Genomic DNA, 19,059 nt, shown 5'->3' on the forward strand with positions numbered 1-19,059 from the left:
GGTACAATGGACGGCTCATGTCGTCGTCGAACCGAGCCGTGTCTCCCATTCCCCCGCTTCCCCGGCGTGGCCAGGCCCGCGCCTGGTGGAACGCGCCGGCCTCGCCCTCCGCGCTGGCCTGGCACCTGGTGCGCGCCGCCCGCGCCCATCCCGGTCCGCTGCTGTTCGTGGCCCGCGACACCCTGTCCGCGCACCAGGTCGAGGCCGACCTGCTGACCCTGCTGGGCGCCGGGGCCGACCTGCCGGTGGTGCCGTTCCCGGACTGGGAGACCCTGCCCTACGACCGTTTCAGCCCGCATCCGGACATCATCAGCCAGCGCCTGGCCGCGCTGCAGCGCCTGCCGCGGCTGGAGCGCGGGATCGTGGTGGTGCCGGTGCAGACCCTGCTGCAGCGGCTGCCGCCGCTGCGCTACATCGCCGGCAGCAGCTTCGACCTGAAGACCGGCCAGCGCCTGGACCTGGACGCGGAGAAGCGCCGGCTGGAATCGGCCGGCTACCGCAACGTGCCGCAGGTGCTGGACCCGGGCGACTTCGCCGTGCGCGGCGGCCTGCTCGACGTTTACCCGATGGGCGCCGAGGCGCCGCTGCGGATCGAGCTGCTGGACGACGAGATCGACTCGATCCGCCGCTTCGACCCGGAGAGCCAGCGCTCGCTGGAGAAGATCGAGGCGGTGCACATGCTGCCCGGGCGCGAGACGCCGATGGACGAGGCCAGCCTGGCGCGGGTGATGGACGCCCTGCGCGAGCGCTTCGACGTCGATACCCGGCGCAGCGCGCTGTACCAGGACCTCAAGGCCGGCATTGCCCCGGCTGGCATCGAGTACTACCTGCCGCTGTTCTTCGCCCCCAGCCGCGATGGTTCCGGATCGACCGCGACGCTGTTCGACTACCTGCCGGTGAGCGTGCTGCCGGTGCTGGCCGACGGCGCCAGCGCCTGCGCCGACGCGTTCTGGCAGCAGGCCGGCAACCGCTACGAGCAGCGCCGGCACGACGTCGAGCACCCGGTGCTGCCGCCGGCCGAGCTGTACCTGCCGCCGGACGCGCTGCGCGAGCAGCTCAACCGCGGCATCCGCATCGAGGTGTGCGGCCCGCAACACACCCACGCCGCCGACGCCGCCGCCCTCGGCGACCAGCCGGCGCCGGCGCTGCCGATCGCCGGGCCCGACCAGCCGCGCGCCGGCGAGGCCCTGCGCAGCTTCCTGTCCAGCTACCCGGGCCGGGTGCTGGTGGCCGCCGACTCGCCCGGCCGCCGCGAGGCCCTGCTGGAAGTGCTGCAGGCCGCCGGGCTGCAGCCGAAGACCGTGGCCGGCTTCCCCGCCTTCCTCGAGGGCGACGAGCGCTTCGCCCTGGCGGTGGCGCCGCTGGAAGACGGCTTCGCCCTGGACGAGCCACGGCTGGTGGTGCTCACCGAGCGCCAGCTGTTCCCCGAGCGCGCCACCCAGCCGCGGCGCGCGCGCCGCGCCGGGCGCGAGCCGGAGGCGATCATCCGCGACCTGGGCGAGCTGACCGAGGGCGCGCCCATCGTCCACGAGGACCACGGCGTCGGCCGTTACCGCGGCCTGGTGGCGATGGACATCGGCGGCATGCCCGGCGAGTTCCTGGACATCGAGTACGCCAAGGGCGACCGCCTGTACGTGCCGGTCACCCAGCTGCACCTGGTCAGCCGCTACTCCGGCGCCTCGCCGGAGACCGCGCCGCTGCACTCGCTGGGCGGCGAGCAGTGGACCCGGGCCAAGCGCAAGGCCCAGGAGAAGGTCCGCGACGTGGCCGCCGAGCTGCTGGAGATCCAGGCCCGGCGCAAGGCCCGCGCCGGCCTGGCGCTGGACATCGACCGCGCCATGTACGAGGGCTTCGCCGCCGGCTTCCCGTTCGAGGAGACCCCGGACCAGCACGCGGCGATCGAGGCGGTGCTGCGCGACCTGCAGTCCAGCCAGCCGATGGACCGCGTGGTCTGCGGCGACGTGGGCTTCGGCAAGACCGAGGTCGCGGTGCGCGCGGCCTTCGCCGCGGCCAGCGCCGGGCGCCAGGTGGCGGTGCTGGTGCCCACCACCCTGCTGGCCGAGCAGCACTACCGCAACTTCCGCGACCGCTTCGCCGACTGGCCGCTCAAGGTCGAGGTGCTGTCGCGCTTCAAGAGCAGCAAGGAGATCAAGGCCGAGCTGGAGAAGGTGGCCAGCGGCCAGATCGACGTGATCGTCGGCACCCACCGCCTGCTGCAGCCGGACGTGAAGTTCAAGGACCTGGGCCTGGTCATCGTCGACGAGGAGCAGCGCTTCGGCGTGCGCCAGAAGGAAGCGCTGAAGGCGCTGCGCGCCAACGTGCACCTGCTGACCCTGACCGCGACCCCGATCCCGCGCACGCTCAACATGGCCATGGCCGGCCTGCGCGACCTCAGCATCATCGCCACCCCGCCGCCCAACCGGCTGGCGGTGCAGACCTTCGTCGTGCCCTGGGACGACAACCAGCTGCGCGAGGCGTTCCAGCGCGAGCTGTCGCGCGGCGGCCAGCTGTACTTCCTGCACAACGACGTCGAAAGCATCGGCCGCATGCAGCGCCAGCTGCAGGAACTGGTGCCGGAGGCGCGCATCGGCGTGGCCCACGGGCAGATGCCCGAGCGCGAGCTGGAGCGGGTGATGCTCGACTTCCAGAAGCAGCGCTTCAACGTGCTGCTGGCGACCACGATCATCGAGTCGGGCATCGACATCCCCAACGCCAACACCATCATCATCAACCGCGCCGACCGCTTCGGCCTGGCCCAGCTGCACCAGCTGCGCGGCCGCGTCGGCCGCTCGCACCACCGCGCCTATGCCTACCTGCTGGTGCCGCCGGACCGCCGCGCCATGACCCCGGACGCGGAGAAGCGGCTGGAGGCGATCGCCTCGATGGACGAGCTGGGCGCCGGCTTCACCCTGGCCACCCACGACCTGGAGATCCGCGGCGCTGGCGAGCTGCTGGGCGAGGACCAGAGCGGGCAGATGGCCGAGGTCGGCTTCAGCCTGTACACCGAGCTGCTGGAGCGGGCCGTGCGCAGCATCCGCCAGGGCAAGCTGCCGGACCTGGACGCCGGCGAGGAAACCCGCGGCGCCGAGGTCGTGCTCAACGTGCCGGCGCTGATCCCGGAGGACTACCTGCCGGACGTGCACACCCGCCTGACCCTGTACAAGCGCATTTCCAGCGCCGGCGACGGCGAGGCCCTGCGCGAACTGCAGGTGGAGATGATCGACCGCTTCGGCCTGCTGCCGGACGCGGTCAAGAACATGTTCGCCATCGCCGAGCTGAAGCGGCAGTGCGACGCCCTGGGCATCCGCAAGCTGGAGCTGGGCGAGAACGGCGGCCGCATCGTGTTCGAGGCCAAGCCGAAGGTCGATCCGATGTCGGTGATCCGCATGATCCAGCAGCAGCCGAAGCTGTACGCGATGGACGGCCCGGACAAGCTCAAGGTGCGGCTGCCGCTGCCGGAACCCGCCGACCGCTTCAACGCCGCGCGCGGACTGCTCACCGCCCTTTCCCCCAGCTGAGCGCCCGCCACCGCTCCTCCCCCGCCCCCACATGCCCGACCCCATCCCCGCGCTGGCGCTGCCGCTTGGCCGCGCCAGCGCTTCGCTCCGTGCGCTGGCCCTGGCCCTCGAGCAGCGCGACGCCTACACCGACGGCCACTGCGACCGCGTCTGCCGCCTGGCGGCGCTGCTTGGCCAGCGCTTCGACCTGGACCGCGAGCGCCTGGCCCACCTGGCCCTGGCCGCGCGCTTCCACGACATCGGCAAGATCGGCGTGCGCGACGACGTGCTGCTGTATCCGGGCCGGCTCGACGCGGCGCGGCGGCAACGCATGCGCCTGCATCCGGAACTGGGCGAGCGCCTGTTCCGCGCCACCGAGCGCGACGACGCCGCGCAGGTGGCGCACCTGATCCGCCACCACCACGAGGCCTACGACGGCAGCGGTTATCCGGACGGCCTGGCCGGCGACGCGATCCCGCTGGAGGCGCGGATCCTGGCCGCGGCCGACGGCTACGACGCGATGACGTCCGACCGCCCGTACCGGCCGGCCCTGCCGGCGCGCGCGGCGCTGGAAGCGCTGGCCGCCGAGCGTGGCCGGCGCATCGACCCGGAGGTCTACCGCCAGCTCGAGGCGGTGCTGCGCCGCGATCCGGACGCCTGAGGCGCCGGCCTCAGAGCTGCGATTCCAGCGGCAGCCAGCCGATCACGCGCGCGGCGGCGCGTTGCCAGGCCTTTGCCTCCGGCTCGCGTTCCCAGGTGGCCGGCGGCTGCGCCGCGTCGTCGTGCCAGCGCAGGCGGCCGTCCTCCAGGGCCAGGCGGTAGGCGGTCTGCGCCGAGGTCTTCTTCGCGTACAGCGCCTCCAGCTCGGCCGCCGCGCCGGGATGGTCGAACATCAGCCCCATCTCGGTGTTGAGCTTGATCGAGCGCGGGTCGAGGTTGAACGAGCCGATGAAGCCGTGGCTGCCGTCGACCACGTAGGCCTTGGTGTGCAGGCTGGCGCCGCTGGAGCCGAACAGGCTGGTGTCGACCGCGCCATGCGGCTTGAGCTCATACAGCGCGATCCCGGCGCGCAGCAACGGCACCCGGTAGCCGGCGTAGCCGCCGTGCACCGCCAGCACGTCGTTGGCCGCCAGCGAGTTGGTGAGGATGCTCACCTCCACCCCGCGCCCGCGCATGCCGGAAAGCCACTCCAGGCCGGCGTGGCCCGGGACGAAGTACGGCGAGATCAGCTTCAGCTCGCGGCGCGCGGTGCTCACCCGCGCGACCAGCACCGGGGTCATCCAGTCCGGCCGTTGCGGCGCGCCCTCGGCCTTCTGCGGCGGGTCGGACACCAGCATGGCGTTCTCGGTCCAGTGCACGCTGCCCCGGCCCTGCAGCAGCTCGCTCACCCGCTCGGAGGCGCGCAGGCGCTCCAGGTAGGGGCCGGCGCGATCCGAGCCCAGGCCCGCGTCCAGGCTCGCGCGCACCCTGTCCAGCGCGTCCGGCGCCGGATCGACCAGCGCCGCCAGCGGGATCGCGCTGGCGCTGTTCCAGTAGGCGTCGAACACCTCCTCGGCCTGGCGCGCGGCGCTGCCGACCATGGCCACGTCGGTGTCCATGAAGTTCACGTCGGCGGCGGCGTCGAAGTACTCGTCGCCGATGTTGCGCCCGCCCACCACCGCGATGCGGCCGTCGGCCAGCCAGATCTTGTTGTGCATGCGCCGGTTGAGGCTGACGAAGCGCAGCAGCAGCTCCACGCCGCGCGCCAGCGTGCCCTCGCGGGCCCGGGTCGGGTTGAACAGCCGGACCTCGATCAGGGGGTGGCTGTCCAGCGCCGCCAGCACCGAGTGGCTGCCATGCACGTTCATGTCGTCCAGCAGCAGGCGCACGCGCACCCCGCGGTCGGCCGCGCGCAGCACTTCGTTGTGCAGCATGTTGCCGGTGAAGTCGTCGTGCCAGATGTAGTACTGCAGGTCCAGGCTGCGCCCGGCCGAACGCGCGGTCATCGCGCGCACGGCAAAGGCGTCGAGGTTGTCGCCCAGGATCACCATGCCGGTCTGGCCCGGGCGCGCGTCGGTGAGCGGCACCACCGCGCGGTCGATCGCGGTCTGCGCGTCGGCCAGCGGCAGGGCCATGACCACCTCGCCGCGCGCGCGCTCGGCGAAGCGGCCGTAGGCGTACAGCGACAGCAGCGAGGCCATGGCGAACACGGCCAGGCCGAGCGCGAGCCACTTGAGGACCTTCTTCGCCTTCGCCTTCATCGCGCCCTCGCCGGTGTGGATCGGCGGATTGTAGGCACGGACCCGCGAGGACGCCGCATGCGGGCGCGCCGCCGTGTCCGGCCTACTCGGCCAGCAGCCGATGCAGCGGCGCGGTCGCCTCCTGGCCTGCCTCGTCCTCGATCCAGGCAGCCACCGCCGCCACTTCCGGGCGCAACTCGGCCTCGGCCTGCAGCAGCCAGTAGCCATGCCCGGAAGACGCCGGCGCCGGCAGCTGGTCCAGCACCACCAGCCGCCCCTCCTCCAGCAAGGGCCGCACCAGTTCGCGCCGGCCCAGGGCGATGCCCTGCCCGGCCAGCGCGGCCTGGATCACCAGGTCGTACTGGTTGAAGTGCAGGATCGCGCGCGGGCGTGCCTGGCCCCAGCCGATGGAGGCCAGCCAGGGCAGCCACTGGATCCAGGGATAGCCGGGCTTCTCGAACTCCAGCAGGGTCAGCCCGGCCAGCGCTTCCGGGCCCTCCAGCGCGTCCACCCGCAGCGCCGGGCTGGCGACCGGGACCACGGTCTCATGGAACAGCAGGCGCGCCCCGGGCGGCGCGCGTTCGGCGCTGGTGTAGCGGATCGCCAGGTCGACCCCGTCGTTGCGCAGGTCGACCACGCGGTTGTGCGCCGACACCCGCACGTCCACGCCGGGATGCCGGGCCTGGAACCGGCTCAGGCGCGGCAGCAGCCACAGCCCCGTGAAGCCGATGGTGGCGCTGACCGTGACCGGCCGGCTGCGGGCGCGCTCGCGCACCGCGCCCAGCGCGTCCTGCAGCTGCTGCAGGGCGGCGTCGGCGCTGCGGAACAGGCGTTCGCCCTCGGCAGTGAAGGCCAGCGAGCGATGGCCGCGGCGGAACAGCCGGGTCCCCAGCTGCTCCTCCAGCGCCTGCACCTGGCGGCTGACCGCCGACTGGGTCAGGCACAGTTCGCGCGCGGCCTCGGTGATGCTCAGCCGCCGTCCGACGGCGACGAAGCCGCGCAGCAGGTCCAGCGAAGGCAACCGGTGCAGGTCCACTCGCATTCCTCCAGCGCATGCAGGCAGTCCGAAATCTCGTTTGAGCCGGACGCTCCGACCACGGTTAATGGCGGCAACCGCAGCTTACACGGATCGCCGCCATGACTTCCCGCATCCTCGAGGATTCCATGACCGCATGCGAACCCGGGCCCGGCCGGGCCCGGGTGTGGATGGTGGTGGTGGCGGCCGGCGCGGTGATGGGCCTGGCCCTGGGCCTGCGCCACGTGCAGGGCCTGTTCCTGTTGCCGGTCACCGGGACCCGCGGCTGGTCGCGGGAACTGTTCGGCCTGGCCCTTGCAGTGCAGAACCTGGTCTGGGGCCTGGCCCAGCCGCTGGCCGGCATGGTCGCCGACCGCCACGGCTCCGGGCGCGTCGTCGCCAGCGGCGTGGTGCTCTACGTGCTCGGGCTATACGGCATGACCCGGGCCACCACCGCCGCCGGATTCGTGCTGGCGGCGGGCGTGGTCACCGGCCTGGCCCTGGCCGGGACCGCGTTCGGCGTGGTCTATGCCGCGGTCAGCCGCCAGGTGCCCGGCGAGCGCCGGGCCTGGGCGGTGGGCATGGCCGGCGCGTTGGGCGGACTGGGCCAGTTCCTGCTGGTGCCGGCGACGCAGGGGCTGATCGAAGGCCTGGGCTGGCAGGGCGCGCTGCTGGCCGGTGCCGCGGCGTTCGCCCTGGTGCTGCCGCTGGCGCGGGTGCTGCGCGAACCGCGCCCGGCCGCCGGTGCGCAGTCCGCTCCCCCGCAGGCGCTGGGCGAAGCCCTGCGCGAGGCCTGCGGCCATCGCGGCTTCTGGCTGCTCAACCTGGGCTTCCTCGCCTGCGGCTTCCAGCTGGCCTTCATCGCCAACCACCTGCCCGCCTACCTGGCCGACCGCGGCCTGGCGCCGGAGGCGGCGGTGGCCGCGCTGGCCACGATCGCGCTGGCGAACGTGGCCGGGATCTACGCCTGCGGCGTGCTCGGCGGCCGCTACCGGCCCAAGTACCTGCTCGCCGGGATCTACCTGGCGCGCAGTGTCGCCATCGCCCTGTTCGTGCTGCTGCCGCCGGGGCCGTGGACGCTCTACCCCTTCGCCGCGGTCATGGGCCTGATGTGGCTGGGCACAGTACCACTGACCAACGGCGTGCTGTCCGGGGTGTTCGGGCTGCGCTACCTCGGCACCCTGTTCGGCCTGGTGTTCATCGGCCACCAGCTGGGCTCGTTCCTGGGCGTGTGGATGGGCGGGCGCGTGTTCGAGGCGACCGGTTCCTACGTCCTGGTGTGGCTGCTGGCCATCGCCCTGGGCGTGCTCGCCGCCGCCCTGCACTGGCCGATCGACGACCGCCCGCTGCTCCGCTCCCCCGCGCCGGCCGCCGCATGAGCCGCCTCCGCGCCGCCGTCGCGCTGCTGGCCGCCGCGGTGGCGTGCGTGCTGCTGTTCGCGGCCTGGCTGCACCCGCGCGTGGTCGCCGCCTGGCTGGGCGCCTGGACCACGGCGCTGTGCGGATGACCCCAACCCCGCTCCATGGAGTTCCGATGCGCATCCACTACGACAACGAACAGCATGCCGCCGACTTCATCCGCCTCAACGAAGCCTGGATCGGCGAGTACTTCCGGCTCGAGGAAGCCGACCGCGCGCTGGCACGCGACCCGATGCGGATCGTGCGCGAGGGCGGCTCGATCCTGACCCTCAGCAACCGCGGCGAGGTCATCGGTGCCTGCGCGCTGCTGCGCGAGGAGGACGGGGTGATGCAGCTGGCGCGCATGGCCGTGGCCGCCGGCGAACGCGGCAAGGGCTGGGGCCGGATCCTGCTGGCCACGGCGCTGCAGCGGGCGCGCCAGCTGGGCGCCAGGCGCGTGCGCCTGTTTTCGAACACGCGCCTGGGGGCCGCCATCCACCTCTACGAGGCCTTCGGCTTCCGCGCGGTGCACCGCGGCCCGCACCCCCGGTACGCCCGCTGCAACATCGTGATGGAATGCGAGCTGCCGCCGGTCGAGGCAGGCGGCACGCCATCCACGGATCCGGCCCCGGAGGTCGAGGCATGAGCCCTTCCCACACGCGTCCGGTGGCGATCGTCACCGGCGGCAGCCGCGGCATCGGCCGCTGCATCGTCGAACGGCTGCATGCCGGCGGCCATGCGGTGCTGTTCACCCATTCGTCCCCGGATGCGGAAGCGGCCGCGCTGCAGGCGGCGCTGGATCCGTCCGCGCGCAGCTGCCGGGCGCTGCGCCTGGACGTCACCGCCGCCGATGCCGCGCCCCGGCTGTTCGATGCCGCCGAGGCACTGGGACCGGTGGCCGCGCTGGTCAACAACGCCGGCGTGACCGGGCGGCTGGGCCCGATCGAGGCGCTGGACGACGCCGACCTGGAACGCATCCTCGCGGTGAACCTGGCCGCGCCGGTGCGCCTGTGCCGCGAGGCCGCGCGGCGCTGGCGCGGGCGCCAGGCACGCTCGGACATCGTCAACATCAGCTCGGTGGCCGCGCGCACCGGCTCCCCCGGCGAATACGTGGCCTATGCCGCCTCCAAGGCCGCGCTGGAAGCGCTCACCGTGGGCCTGGCGCGCGAACTGGCGCCACACCGCATCCACGTCAACGCGGTGGCACCGGGCACCATCGACACCACCATCCACGCGCGCGCCGGCGAACCCGGGCGCGCGGCGCGGGTCGCCGCGCGCATCCCGATGCAGCGTCCCGGCCAGCCGGAGGAAGTCGCCGCGGCGGTGGCCTGGCTGCTGTCCGCGCAGGCGTCCTACGTGACCGGCAGCGTGCTTGCGGTCACCGGCGGCCTGTAGCGCCGGCCCGCCGTTCCGCAACGGAAATATGGCGCCCGGCGCACGTGGGCGCCGGGCGGACATATGCTGCCCCGGCATCCCGCGCAAGGAGTACCGTCATGCCGCTGGTGACCGCCACCGTCCGCAAGCCCAAGAGCGCGGAATTCAAGACCCGCCTGCTCGATGCCGTGCACGCCGCCCTGGTCGCCTCCGGGGTACCGGAGACCGACCGTTTCCAGCGCGTGATCGAGCTGGACGCGGCGGACTTCCGCTACGACCCCAGCTATCCGGACCTGTCCTCGCCACGCGGCGAGGACTTCGTCCTGATAGAGATCCTGTGGTCGGTGGGCCGCAGCGTGAAAGTTAAGAAACGGTTGCTGGCCGACCTGATGGAACGGCTGGCCGCCCAGGGCCTGGATCCGGAGCACGTGATGGTGTGCTTCAAGGAAACCACCTGGGAGAACTGGTCCTTCGCCGGCGGCCGCCTGATCCACGCCTGACCGGCCGCGGGCCGCGGTAGCATCCGCAGGCCCACCCGCGCACCGGAGCCCGCATGCAGATCCGCAGTGCCACGCCCGAAGATGCCGCGGCCATCGCCGCGATCTACAACCCCTACGTCGCCGGCACCTGCATCACCTTCGAGACCGAGCCGGTAGCGACCGCGGAGATGGCCGCGCGCATCTCCGAAACCCTCGATGGCGGCCTGCCATGGCTGGTCGCGGAGGAAGCCGGCACGATCCTCGGCTACGCCCATGCATCGCGCTGGAAGGGGCGTTGCGCGTACCGCTACTCGGTCGAGACGACGGTCTACCTCGACCAGGCCCGCACCGGCCGCGGCATCGGCAAGGCGCTCTACTCGCCCCTGCTTGACGGGCTGCGCAAGGCCGGGCTGCATGCCGCGATCGGCGGCATCGCCCTGCCCAACGAGGCCAGCGTCGCCCTGCACGAACGGCTCGGGTTCCAGAACGTGGCCCGCTTCCGCGAGGTCGGCTTCAAGCAGGACCGCTGGATCGACGTCGGCTACTGGCAGCTGATGCTGCAGGGGTCCTGACCGCCACGCCGATCCACGGCGCCAGCCAGCGCAACCAGCGCGGACGCCAAGCCAGGGCGAACGCCACCGCCAGCGCCGCACCGGCCAGGGCCATCACCCAGACCAGTACCGCCATGCTGGCGTGGTCGGCGGCCAGGGCCAGCAGGAGGCCGACGACGAGCGCCGTGCCGCCAAGCACCCGCAGCAGGCGCGCAGCGCCCGGCGCCAGCGCCCTGCCCCAGGCCTGGCGCGCATGCACGTCCATTGCCAGCGCCAGCCAGCCCATGCCGGCCACGCAGGCCAGCAGGGTCGCGGCATGCAGGAGGGCATCAGGCATGCACCGCCTCCCCCTGCCCGGCCGCAGTCTCACGCAGCGCGGCTGCGGCCGCGGCGGCGCGGGCCTTTCGCCCCAGCCGGACCGCGACGGAACCGGCAATCATCGCGGCCGCCAGCAGCGACAGGTCCACGCCCGCCACCGGCCAGTACCCCTGGCCGAGGGTGCGCAGCAGGTGGTCGCCGGTGGTGATCCAGTTCAGCACCGGTGCGGCCACGGCCAGCAGCGCGATCGCCCAGGCCTGCTCGCGCCAGGCCGGACTGGGCAGTCCGCGCGCCACCGGCGCGCTGCGCCAGGCGGCATGCACCAGCGACGCCAGCCAGGTGCCCCAGAACGCCCAGCGCTCCCAGTCGCCGCGCCCTGCCAGGTCTTCCGGCAACACGCGGTTGGCCACCAGGATGCCCAGGGTCGCCAGGACCATGCCGGTCACCGCGGCCACCGCCAGTGCGTCGACGATGCGCGCCCCCTGGCTGCCGCGCGCGGCATGCTGGCGCTTGCGCTTCTCCACGAAGAACAGGAAGCCGGTGGCGATGCATGCCGCCCCGCTGAGTCCGCCCAGCACGTACAGCCAGCGCAGCAGCCAGTGGCGGAAATGCTGCAGGTGCAGGCCGGTGAGGAACTCCGCCACCCGCGCCGCCGGCGTGGCCGGCGGATCCTCGCGCAGCAGCTCTCCGGTATCGGCCTTGAAGTGGATGCCCTGCCCGACCAGGGCGATGCGGTCGGTGCCAGCGCGGTACACGCTGACGTAGCCGTTGGCATCGCCCACGTGCTGCAGCACCAGGAAACCGACATCGCCGGCCATGCCCCGCGCCTCCCAGCGTCGCTGCGCCTCGGCCACCATCGCATCCACGTTGGCCAGCCCCGCAGGCACGCCGGAACGGCCGTGCGGCAGGCCCAGTGCGGCGGCCTCGTGCTTCTCGTGCAACTCGTGCAGGTCGTGCAGCTGGGTGTGGCCAACCGGGAAGTAGTAGGTCGAAGCGAAGATCAGCAGTCCGGTGAAGGCGAAGAAGAAGTGGAACGGAAGCGCGACCACGCCGGTGAGGTTGTGCAGGTCCAGCACGCTGCGCAGGCGGGCACGGTCGGGGCGGAAGGTGAAGAGCTCGCGGAACAGCCTGCGGTGCATGACCACGCCGCTGACCAGGGCCGCCAGCATCGCCATGGCGGCCAGGCCCACGATCCAGAAACCCAGGTTCTTCCAGTCCACGGTCAGGCTGTAGTGCATCGGGTAGAAGAACCCGCTGCCGATCTTCAGCTGGTCGTCCCGCAGCGCCGAGCCGTCACGCGGATCGATCGTGCCCAGCGCGTACAGCTGCTCGTCCGGGTCCCTGGCGCCAGGCACTTCCCAGCCGGCGTAGATCGCCAACACCGGATCGCGATGCGTGGTGTAGGCGCTCCAGTAGGCGATGCGGTCGAAGCGTTCCGGCATCGGCCCATCCACCCGCGGGCGCATCGCTTCGACCAGGGCTGGATCCGGCTGCAGGCGCTCGAACGCCGGCCGCAGCACCCGTTCGAACGAGGGCATGGGCTGCGGCTCGAAGCGCGTGGCCGGCAGCGCCCAGCGGTCGATCTCGCGGTCGAACACCGACAGGGCGCCGAAGAAGAACGCAGCCATCAGCACGAAGCCGAGGACCAGGCCGAACCAGGTATGCAGCCATGCCATGGCCTGGCGGAAGTTCTGGAACATGCGTGGTCTCCTTCAGGCCATCGTCGATTGCACGAACGAGCCCAGCGCCGCCAGCAGCGCACCGCCGCCGAGCAGCCCCAGCCAGGCCCAGGCCGGATTGCGGCGCCCGGCCACCACGCCCAGCAGCACCGCCAGCCACAGCAGCAGGCCCAGCGCGCTGGCGACGAACTCGGCATCGTGGAATTCCATCCCGGCCTTGGACATCAACGCCATGCCGGCGGCAATGAAGCCCCAGGCGAAGACATAGCCGCCCACCACGCCGGCACCGACCCGCGCGGCAAGCTGCAGGCGTGGATGGCGGGAACGGATCGACGTGGCGGACATGGCTGCGTCTCCTGCGGGGCCGGCGTCAGAAACGCCAGTCCAGGCTCAGGGTGTAGTTGCGCGGGGCACCGTAGTAGCCGGCGCCGTAGCGCAGGGTATTGATGTACTTCTCGTCGCCGATGTTGCCGGCGTTGATGCGCACGGTCGCATTGGGCAGGAAGTCCCAGGCCGCGTACGCGTTGAGCACCGCATGGCTGTCCTGGCTCACCGTGCCGTTGAAGATGCGGCCCTGCCAGCGTCCACCGACACCCCAGGAAAAGGCTTCGTAACCGGGCACGCGGCCAGCCAGCAGCAGGTTGGCGCTGCGGCGTGGCACCCAGGGATAGGTGTCGTCGCCATCCAGCCCGTCCAGCCCGTCCAGCTCGAGCGCGGTATAGCCCACCACCACGTCCAGGTGGTCGTTGATGCGGCCGGTGGCTTCCAGTTCCACGCCGCGCGATTCCACGTCCACGCCGGCATAGATGTAGGTGCCCAGGTCGTTGACGCCCACCGGCGTGGCCAGGTTCTTCTGGTCGGCCCTGAACACGGCCATGGTGGCCAGCAGGCGGTCGTCCAGCCAGCTGGCCTTGACGCCGGCCTCGTAGTTCACGCCCTTGCTGGGGTCGAGGTACCGGTCGTCCGCATCGACCTGGTCCTGCGGCTGGTACAGGTCCGAGTAGCTGACGTAACCCAGCACCTGGTCGCTGAAGTCGAAGGTGAAACCGGCATAGGGACTGGTATGGCGGGTGGTCTGGTCGAACGCCGTCCCCGCCAGGTCGCCGCTGCGCCGGTACTCGGCGAAGTTGGCGCCGAGGATGGCCTTGAAGCGGTCGGTCAGGGCAATGCGGGTGGCGCCGAACACGCGCTTGAGGCGCTGGTCCAGCACCGAGTAAAGCGTGCGCTCGCCCCAGGCCGGCTCGGGGATGGCGTCGGTGGGATAAGGGAACGCAGGCAACGCCCCCCAGGCCGGCGAGGCCGGATCGGCCGGGTACTCCCAGCCATCGGCATCGCTGCGCGACACGCTCGCGCCCAGCACCAGCTCGTGCTCGCGGCCCAGCCACTGGAAGCGGCCGTCCAGCACCAGCGAACCCAGGTGTGCGGTGGACGCGTCCGCCCCTCCCCAGGGATAGCCGTAAAGGCCCAGGCCGGTCTCCGGATCCAGCCCGTCCGCACCTTCGTAGGCATAGAACATGCGGTCGTCGCCGGTGGCGCGCCGGTAGTTGTAGGCGGCCTTCAGCTGCCAGGCGTCGCCGAGGCGGTGGGTGTACTCGACGAAGGCGGTGTGGTTGGTGGTGTTCCACCAGGTCCAGTCCTGGGTGGTGGTGGCGCTGGTCGGCCACTGCGCCTGGGTGCCGTCGTTGTTCGCAAACAGCAGCGCGCCCCACATGATCCCGTCGGACTTCGCGCGCTGGTACGACCAGCCCAGCGCCAGGGTGCCGTTCGCCCCGACCTGGCCATCGACCACGCCGTAGACGAAGTCGCGCTGGTTGCTGTTGGCGCGCAGCCAGGAATCGCCGTCCTCGTGCGCGGCCACCACGCGGCCGGCCCAGGTGGCGTCGGCGGTGAACGGCGTGGAATAGTCCAGCTCGACGCGGGTGGTGTCCCAGGTGCCGCGGCTGATGCCCACGTTGCCCTGCCGCGCGTTGGTCGGGCGCTTGCGCACGTAGTTGATGGTGCCGGCCGCGTTGCCCACCCCGGTCAGCAGGCCATTGGCGCCGCGGATCACTTCCACCTTCTCGTAGCCGGCGGTATCGAACGCGCCGGTGGCGATGCCCCAGCTGTTGGGCATGCCCACGCCGTCGATCTGGGTGTTGAGGATGTCGAAACCGCGCGAGCTGTAGCTGGTGCGGTTGGTCTCCCACTCGTCCACCTGCACGCCGGTGGCCAGGCGCAGGGCCTCGTTGACGCTGTCGGCCCCGAACAGGTGCATCTGCTCGGCGGTGACCACGCTGATCGACTGCGGGGTCTCCTTGATCTCCAGGTCGAGGTTGGTGGCGCCGGTACTGGCGCGGCTGGCGCGCTGCGCGACCACCAGGACCGCGTCCAGCTCGGTGGCGGCCGGCACGCCGCTCTCCCCGGCCAGCACGGACGCGGCGGGCGCGGCCAGCGCGAGGGCCATCGCCACGCACGCGGCAAGGGTGCGGCGGGGGGCAGGCATCGGGACGGGAAACGACGGGGTGCAGCGAGGACTCACGTGACGGCTCCGGGAAGGACATGGAAGGCCGGTCGCCGGGCTCCGGCCCCGCCCGCCCAAGCCAACCGCGATGGCGGTTTCAGGCGTTGGGGCGGCATGGAGCAGTGGCATGGCGGTGGCGGCAGCGGTAACGCCCTGGCCGGCCGCTCATGCGTCCGGTGCCGGGCTGTGCAGCCTGCTGCCTTGGAGTGCCTCGCCTTTCCCGGCGCTGCATCGGCGGCCGCGGGTCCCTGCGGCCGTCCTGGGTGGAGCTGCTGCGCGCATTAAATGCGAATCGCTCTCATTCCGCAAGCGCCACGACTCCGCACCGGCGGTAGGGCGCGGATCAGGGGTCGATGGCGATGCCCAGCCGGCGGCACACCGGCCCGGCCAGGAGCGCACCCAGCACGGCGCTGGGGAAGCCGTACAGCAGTACCGGCACATACGCCATGGACGCCCCGCCCCCGGCATCGGGCCGGATGCAGTCCACGTAACCGGCCCACAGCAGCCATGGCGCGAACAGCGCGCAGGCGCCCACCGCGCGCAGCGGATTGGCGGTGGCCAGCGAGACCAGCGCCGGCAGCAGCGGCGGCAGGACGAAGACGCCCAGGCCGATGGCGAACCGGCGCAGGTCCTGGCCATGGCAGCCGAACCCCAGCACGGCCTGGAGGGCGATCACCACCGTGATCGCGAGGATGCCGGCAAGCCGCGCGCGGGGTCGTCGGATACGCATGGGTCTGCTGCACGAAACGAAACATCCGGCCGGAGCCGGGTGTTTCGATGGTTGCCTACCTGGCCTTGCCCTGGGCGGCGACCGCCGCGGCGGCGCGGGCCGCCGCTTCCGGATCGCCCAGATAGCGGTGCGAGACCACCTTCAGCTCGTCGTCCAGCTCGAACAGCAGCGGGATGCCGGTGGGGATGTTGAGCTCGAGGATCTCTTCCTTCGAGACGTTGTTGAGGTACTTGTACAGCGCGCGCAGCGAGTTGCCGTGCGCGGCCACCAGCACCGTCTTCCCCGACTTCAGCGAGGGCGCGATGGCGTCGTGCCAGTACGGCAGCACCCGGTCCAGGGTGGTGGCCAGCGACTCGGTCGACGGCAGCGCGTTGCGGTCCAGCCCGGCGTAGCGCGGGTCGTTGGCCGGGTGGCCGGCGTCGGACGGATCCATCGCCGGCGGCGGGATGTCGTAGGAGCGGCGCCAGATCTTGACCTGCTCCTCGCCGTGCTTGGCCGCGGTCTCGGCCTTGTCCAGGCCCTGCAGCGCGCCGTAGTGGCGCTCGTTGAGGCGCCAGCTCTTGTGCACCGGGATCCAGTCCTGGTCCAGCTCGCCCAGCGCGATGTTGAGGGTGCGGATGGCGCGCTTGAGCGTGGAGGTATAGGCCACGTCGAAGCGCAGGCCTTCCTCGCGCATCAGGCGGCCGCCGGCCGCGGCCTCGGCCCGGCCCTGCTCGGTGAGGTCGACGTCGACCCAGCCGGTGAAGCGGTTCTCGAGGTTCCACTGGCTCTGGCCGTGGCGCAGCAGGACTAGCTTGCGGGTCACTGTGTGGGGTCTCCGGTTCGGGGGCGAAAGCGAGGCCGATTGTAGCGGCAAGTTGTAGCGGCAAGTCGCCGCCGCAAGCCGCGCCGCATCCGTCCGTCCGGGCGCGTACGGCCACCCCGGCGGCGGCGCGGAAAGCACCGTCGCGGCCACGCGCGCGCAGCGGCGCGCCGGGCATGCAATGCTGCGCCCCGGTCCTTCCCCGGAGCGCCGCCATGACCACCCTCGTCGAACCCCGCGTCCACGATCTCGGCAACGGCTTCCTGGTACGCCGCGCGGTCCCCTCCCTGCAGGCGCGCAGCGTCGGTCCCTTCGTGTTCGTCGACCACATGGGCCCGGTGGTGTTCGACCGCGGCCACGGCCTGGACGTGCGCCCGCATCCGCACATCGGCCTGGCCACGGTGACCTTCCTCTGGGACGGCGCGATCCGCCACCGCGACACCCTCGGCTCGGACCAGGTGATCCGCCCGGGCGACGTCAACTGGATGACCGCCGGCCGCGGCATCGCCCATTCCGAACGCACCCCGGCCGAGGAGCGGGCGACCGGCAGCACGGCCCACGGCATGCAGACCTGGGTGGCCCTGCCGCAGGCGCACGAGGAAGCCGAGCCGGCGTTCTTCCACCACCCTGCGGCCACCCTGCCGCAGCAACGGCGCGAGGGCGCCTGGCTGCGGGTGCTGGCCGGGCGCGCCTACGGCGAGGAATCGCCGGTGCGGGTGTTCGCCGACACCCTCAGCGTGGCCATCGACCTGGAGCCGGACGCCGAAGTGGCGCTGGACACCGGCCATGCCGAGCGCGCGCTCTACATCCTCGAAGGCGAGGCCCAGCTCGACGGCCGCGACATCCCGGCCCGGCACCTGGTGCTGCCCGACCGCGGCACGCGCCCGGTGCTGCGTGCGCGCACCCCGCTGAAGGCCATGCTGCTGGGCGGCGAGCCGCTGGACGGGCGCCGCCACCTGTGGTGGAACTTCGTCTCCAGTTCCAGGGAACGCATCGAGCAGGCCAAGCAGGACTGGCTGGAAGGCCGTTTCGGCCAGATCGACGGCGACCCCGAGTTCATCCCCCTTCCCGCCCGCTGAACGCACGTCTCACGCAGGCTGCGACGCCCACGTCGACCTGCGTCCTCTTCGGTTACGATGGTGCAATGCAACAGCCAGACCCGAAGCGTGGACCCTCCATGCTCTACCAGCTGCATGAACTCAACCGCGCCATGATGGCCCCCTGGGTCCATCTGGCCGAAGCCAATGCCCGCATCTTCTCCGACCCCAACAGCTGGGTGTCGTCGCTGCCGGGGGCCGAGCGCATCGCCGCCAGCAACGAGCTGGTGCACCGCCTGGGCAAGGACTACGAGAAGCCTGCCTGGAACATCCACGAGGTGGAGGTCCAGGGCCGGCAGGTCCCGGTGCTCGAGCAGGAGGCGCTGCGCAAGCCGTTCTGCCGGCTGGTGCGCTTCAAGCGCTACAGCGACGACGCGGCCACCATCGCGGCGATGAAGGACGACCCGGTGGTGCTGGTGGTGGCGCCGCTGTCCGGCCACCACGCCACCCTGCTGCGCGACACCGTCTCCACCCTGCTGCGCGACCACAAGGTCTACGTGACCGACTGGGTCGACGCGCGCATGGTGCCGGTGGAAGCCGGCGCGTTCTGCCTGGACGACTACGTGGCCTACGTGGAGGACTTCATCCGCCACATCGGCGCGCGCGACCTGCACGTGGTCAGCGTGTGCCAGCCGACGGTGCCGGTGCTGGCCGCGGTGTCGCTGATGGCCGCGCGCGGCGAGCCGATCCCGCGCTCGCTGGTGATGATGGGCGGCCCGATCGACGCCCGCCGCAGCCCGACCGCGGTCAACAACCTGGCCACGCGCAATCCGCTGTCCTGGTTCGAGAACAACGTCATCCACACGGTGCCGCCGCCGTACCCGGGCCAGGGCCGCGACGTGTACCCGGGCTTCTTGCAGCACGCCGGCTTCATCGCCATGAACCCCAGCCGCCACTTCATGTCGCACTGGGACTTCTACTCCAACCTGGTCAAGGGCGACCTGCAGGACGCCGAGGCCCACCGCCGCTTCTACGACGAGTACAACGCGGTGCTGGACATGCCCGCCGAGTACTACCTGGACACCATCCGCATCGTGTTCCAGGAGTTCCTGCTGCCGCGCGGGGAATGGGTGATCGGCGGCGAGCGCGTGGATCCGGCGGCGATCAAGGACACCGCGATGTTCACCATCGAGGGCGAGCTGGACGACATCTCCGGCCTCGGCCAGACCGAGGCAGCACACGACCTGTGCAGCGGCATTGCCAAGTCGCACCAGAAGCACCTGATCGTCGAAGGCGCCGGCCACTACGGCATCTTCAGCGGCCGCCGCTGGCGCGAGAAGGTCTATCCGCAGGTGCGCGAGTTCATCGCCAGATACGCACGCGACTGAGCCTTGCCCCATTGGCACAACGGAAAGGCCGCCCCATGGGCGGCCTTTCTTCCTGCAGGACCGGGATGCCGGC

The 19,059-nt window shown here is 71.9% G+C and carries 18 protein-coding genes; 10 read left to right on the forward strand and 8 right to left on the reverse strand.

All coding sequences use genetic code 11. The annotated features are described in order from the left end of the window. The first annotated feature begins 17 nt into the window (after positions 1-17). Both mfd and PSEJ31_RS0104135 read left to right on the forward strand, forming a co-directional pair. Positions 18-3,518 (forward strand): transcription-repair coupling factor, encoded by a 3,501-nt coding sequence (gene mfd / locus PSEJ31_RS0104130; protein ID WP_028914737.1) that lies wholly within the window; start codon positions 18-20, stop codon positions 3,516-3,518. A 31-nt stretch (positions 3,519-3,549) separates the two neighbouring features. Beyond that, positions 3,550-4,158, forward strand: coding sequence for an HD domain-containing phosphohydrolase (locus PSEJ31_RS0104135; RefSeq protein WP_037034461.1), 609 nt, complete (start codon positions 3,550-3,552; stop codon positions 4,156-4,158). A 10-nt stretch (positions 4,159-4,168) separates the two neighbouring features. Here the strand turns inward: PSEJ31_RS0104135 and PSEJ31_RS0104140 are convergent, their stop codons facing one another. Next, the gene (locus PSEJ31_RS0104140) at positions 4,169-5,737 is read right to left on the reverse strand and encodes a phospholipase D family protein (protein ID WP_019398470.1); all 1,569 of its coding nucleotides are present in this window, start codon (positions 5,735-5,737) and stop codon (positions 4,169-4,171) included. 82 nt (positions 5,738-5,819) lie between these two features. Then, complete coding sequence (locus PSEJ31_RS0104145; protein ID WP_028914739.1) at positions 5,820-6,758, reverse strand: LysR substrate-binding domain-containing protein; 939 nt, start codon at positions 6,756-6,758, stop codon at positions 5,820-5,822. Between the two features lie 95 nt (positions 6,759-6,853). Between PSEJ31_RS0104145 and PSEJ31_RS0104150 the strand changes: the two genes are divergently transcribed. The 6 genes from PSEJ31_RS0104150 to PSEJ31_RS0104175 all read left to right on the forward strand — a co-directional run bounded on the left by PSEJ31_RS0104150 (position 6,854) and on the right by PSEJ31_RS0104175 (position 10,553). After that, on the forward strand, positions 6,854-8,110 hold the full coding sequence (locus PSEJ31_RS0104150) for an MFS transporter (RefSeq protein WP_232210967.1): 1,257 nt from the start codon (positions 6,854-6,856) through the stop codon (positions 8,108-8,110). Next, positions 8,107-8,238, forward strand: coding sequence for a hypothetical protein (locus PSEJ31_RS17315; protein WP_019398467.1), 132 nt, complete (start codon positions 8,107-8,109; stop codon positions 8,236-8,238). Before PSEJ31_RS0104150 ends, PSEJ31_RS17315 begins: the two co-directional genes overlap by 4 nt. Before the next feature lie 26 nt (positions 8,239-8,264). Beyond that, on the forward strand, positions 8,265-8,774 hold the full coding sequence (locus PSEJ31_RS15630; protein ID WP_019398466.1) for a GNAT family N-acetyltransferase: 510 nt from the start codon (positions 8,265-8,267) through the stop codon (positions 8,772-8,774). Then, a complete protein-coding gene (locus tag PSEJ31_RS0104165) occupies positions 8,771-9,523 on the forward strand; it encodes an SDR family oxidoreductase (protein WP_019398465.1) in 753 nt (250 codons plus the stop codon). Before PSEJ31_RS15630 ends, PSEJ31_RS0104165 begins: the two co-directional genes overlap by 4 nt. 98 nt (positions 9,524-9,621) lie before the next feature. Then, complete coding sequence (locus PSEJ31_RS0104170; RefSeq protein ID WP_028914741.1) at positions 9,622-10,002, forward strand: tautomerase family protein; 381 nt, start codon at positions 9,622-9,624, stop codon at positions 10,000-10,002. A 53-nt stretch (positions 10,003-10,055) separates the two neighbouring features. Further along, entirely contained in the window at positions 10,056-10,553 is a 498-nt protein-coding gene (locus PSEJ31_RS0104175) for an arsinothricin resistance N-acetyltransferase ArsN1 family B (RefSeq protein WP_028914742.1), read from the forward strand. Here PSEJ31_RS0104175 and PSEJ31_RS16435 read toward each other — a convergent pair. From PSEJ31_RS16435 to gpmA, 6 genes are all read right to left on the reverse strand, one after another. Next, positions 10,495-10,869: a DUF3325 domain-containing protein gene (locus PSEJ31_RS16435; protein ID WP_084220793.1), complete on the reverse strand. Its 375-nt coding sequence runs from the start codon at positions 10,867-10,869 to the stop codon at positions 10,495-10,497. The genes PSEJ31_RS0104175 and PSEJ31_RS16435 overlap by 59 nt on opposite strands. Beyond that, the gene (locus PSEJ31_RS0104180) at positions 10,862-12,550 is read right to left on the reverse strand and encodes a PepSY-associated TM helix domain-containing protein (protein WP_028914743.1); all 1,689 of its coding nucleotides are present in this window, start codon (positions 12,548-12,550) and stop codon (positions 10,862-10,864) included. Before PSEJ31_RS0104180 ends, PSEJ31_RS16435 begins: the two co-directional genes overlap by 8 nt. Before the next feature lie 12 nt (positions 12,551-12,562). After that, positions 12,563-12,874: a hypothetical protein gene (locus PSEJ31_RS15635; protein WP_028914744.1), complete on the reverse strand. Its 312-nt coding sequence runs from the start codon at positions 12,872-12,874 to the stop codon at positions 12,563-12,565. Between the two features lie 25 nt (positions 12,875-12,899). Then, complete coding sequence (locus PSEJ31_RS0104190; RefSeq protein ID WP_232210968.1) at positions 12,900-15,011, reverse strand: TonB-dependent siderophore receptor; 2,112 nt, start codon at positions 15,009-15,011, stop codon at positions 12,900-12,902. 361 nt (positions 15,012-15,372) lie between these two features. Beyond that, positions 15,373-15,759, reverse strand: coding sequence for a hypothetical protein (locus PSEJ31_RS0104195; RefSeq protein WP_028914746.1), 387 nt, complete (start codon positions 15,757-15,759; stop codon positions 15,373-15,375). A gap of 55 nt (positions 15,760-15,814) precedes the next feature. Beyond that, positions 15,815-16,564, reverse strand: coding sequence for a 2,3-diphosphoglycerate-dependent phosphoglycerate mutase (gene gpmA, locus PSEJ31_RS0104200; protein ID WP_028914747.1), 750 nt, complete (start codon positions 16,562-16,564; stop codon positions 15,815-15,817). Between the two features lie 212 nt (positions 16,565-16,776). Here gpmA and PSEJ31_RS0104205 point away from each other — a divergent pair, with 212 nt between their 5' ends. Both PSEJ31_RS0104205 and phaZ read left to right on the forward strand, forming a co-directional pair. Then, positions 16,777-17,640 (forward strand): pirin family protein, encoded by an 864-nt coding sequence (locus PSEJ31_RS0104205; protein ID WP_019398457.1) that lies wholly within the window; start codon positions 16,777-16,779, stop codon positions 17,638-17,640. A 98-nt stretch (positions 17,641-17,738) separates the two neighbouring features. Beyond that, a complete protein-coding gene (gene phaZ / locus PSEJ31_RS0104210) occupies positions 17,739-18,986 on the forward strand; it encodes a polyhydroxyalkanoate depolymerase (protein ID WP_019398456.1) in 1,248 nt (415 codons plus the stop codon). Positions 18,987-19,059: the final 73 nt, after the last annotated feature.

The organism is Pseudoxanthomonas sp. J31 (genome assembly GCF_000510725.1).
GTDB lineage: Bacteria > Pseudomonadota > Gammaproteobacteria > Xanthomonadales > Xanthomonadaceae > Pseudoxanthomonas.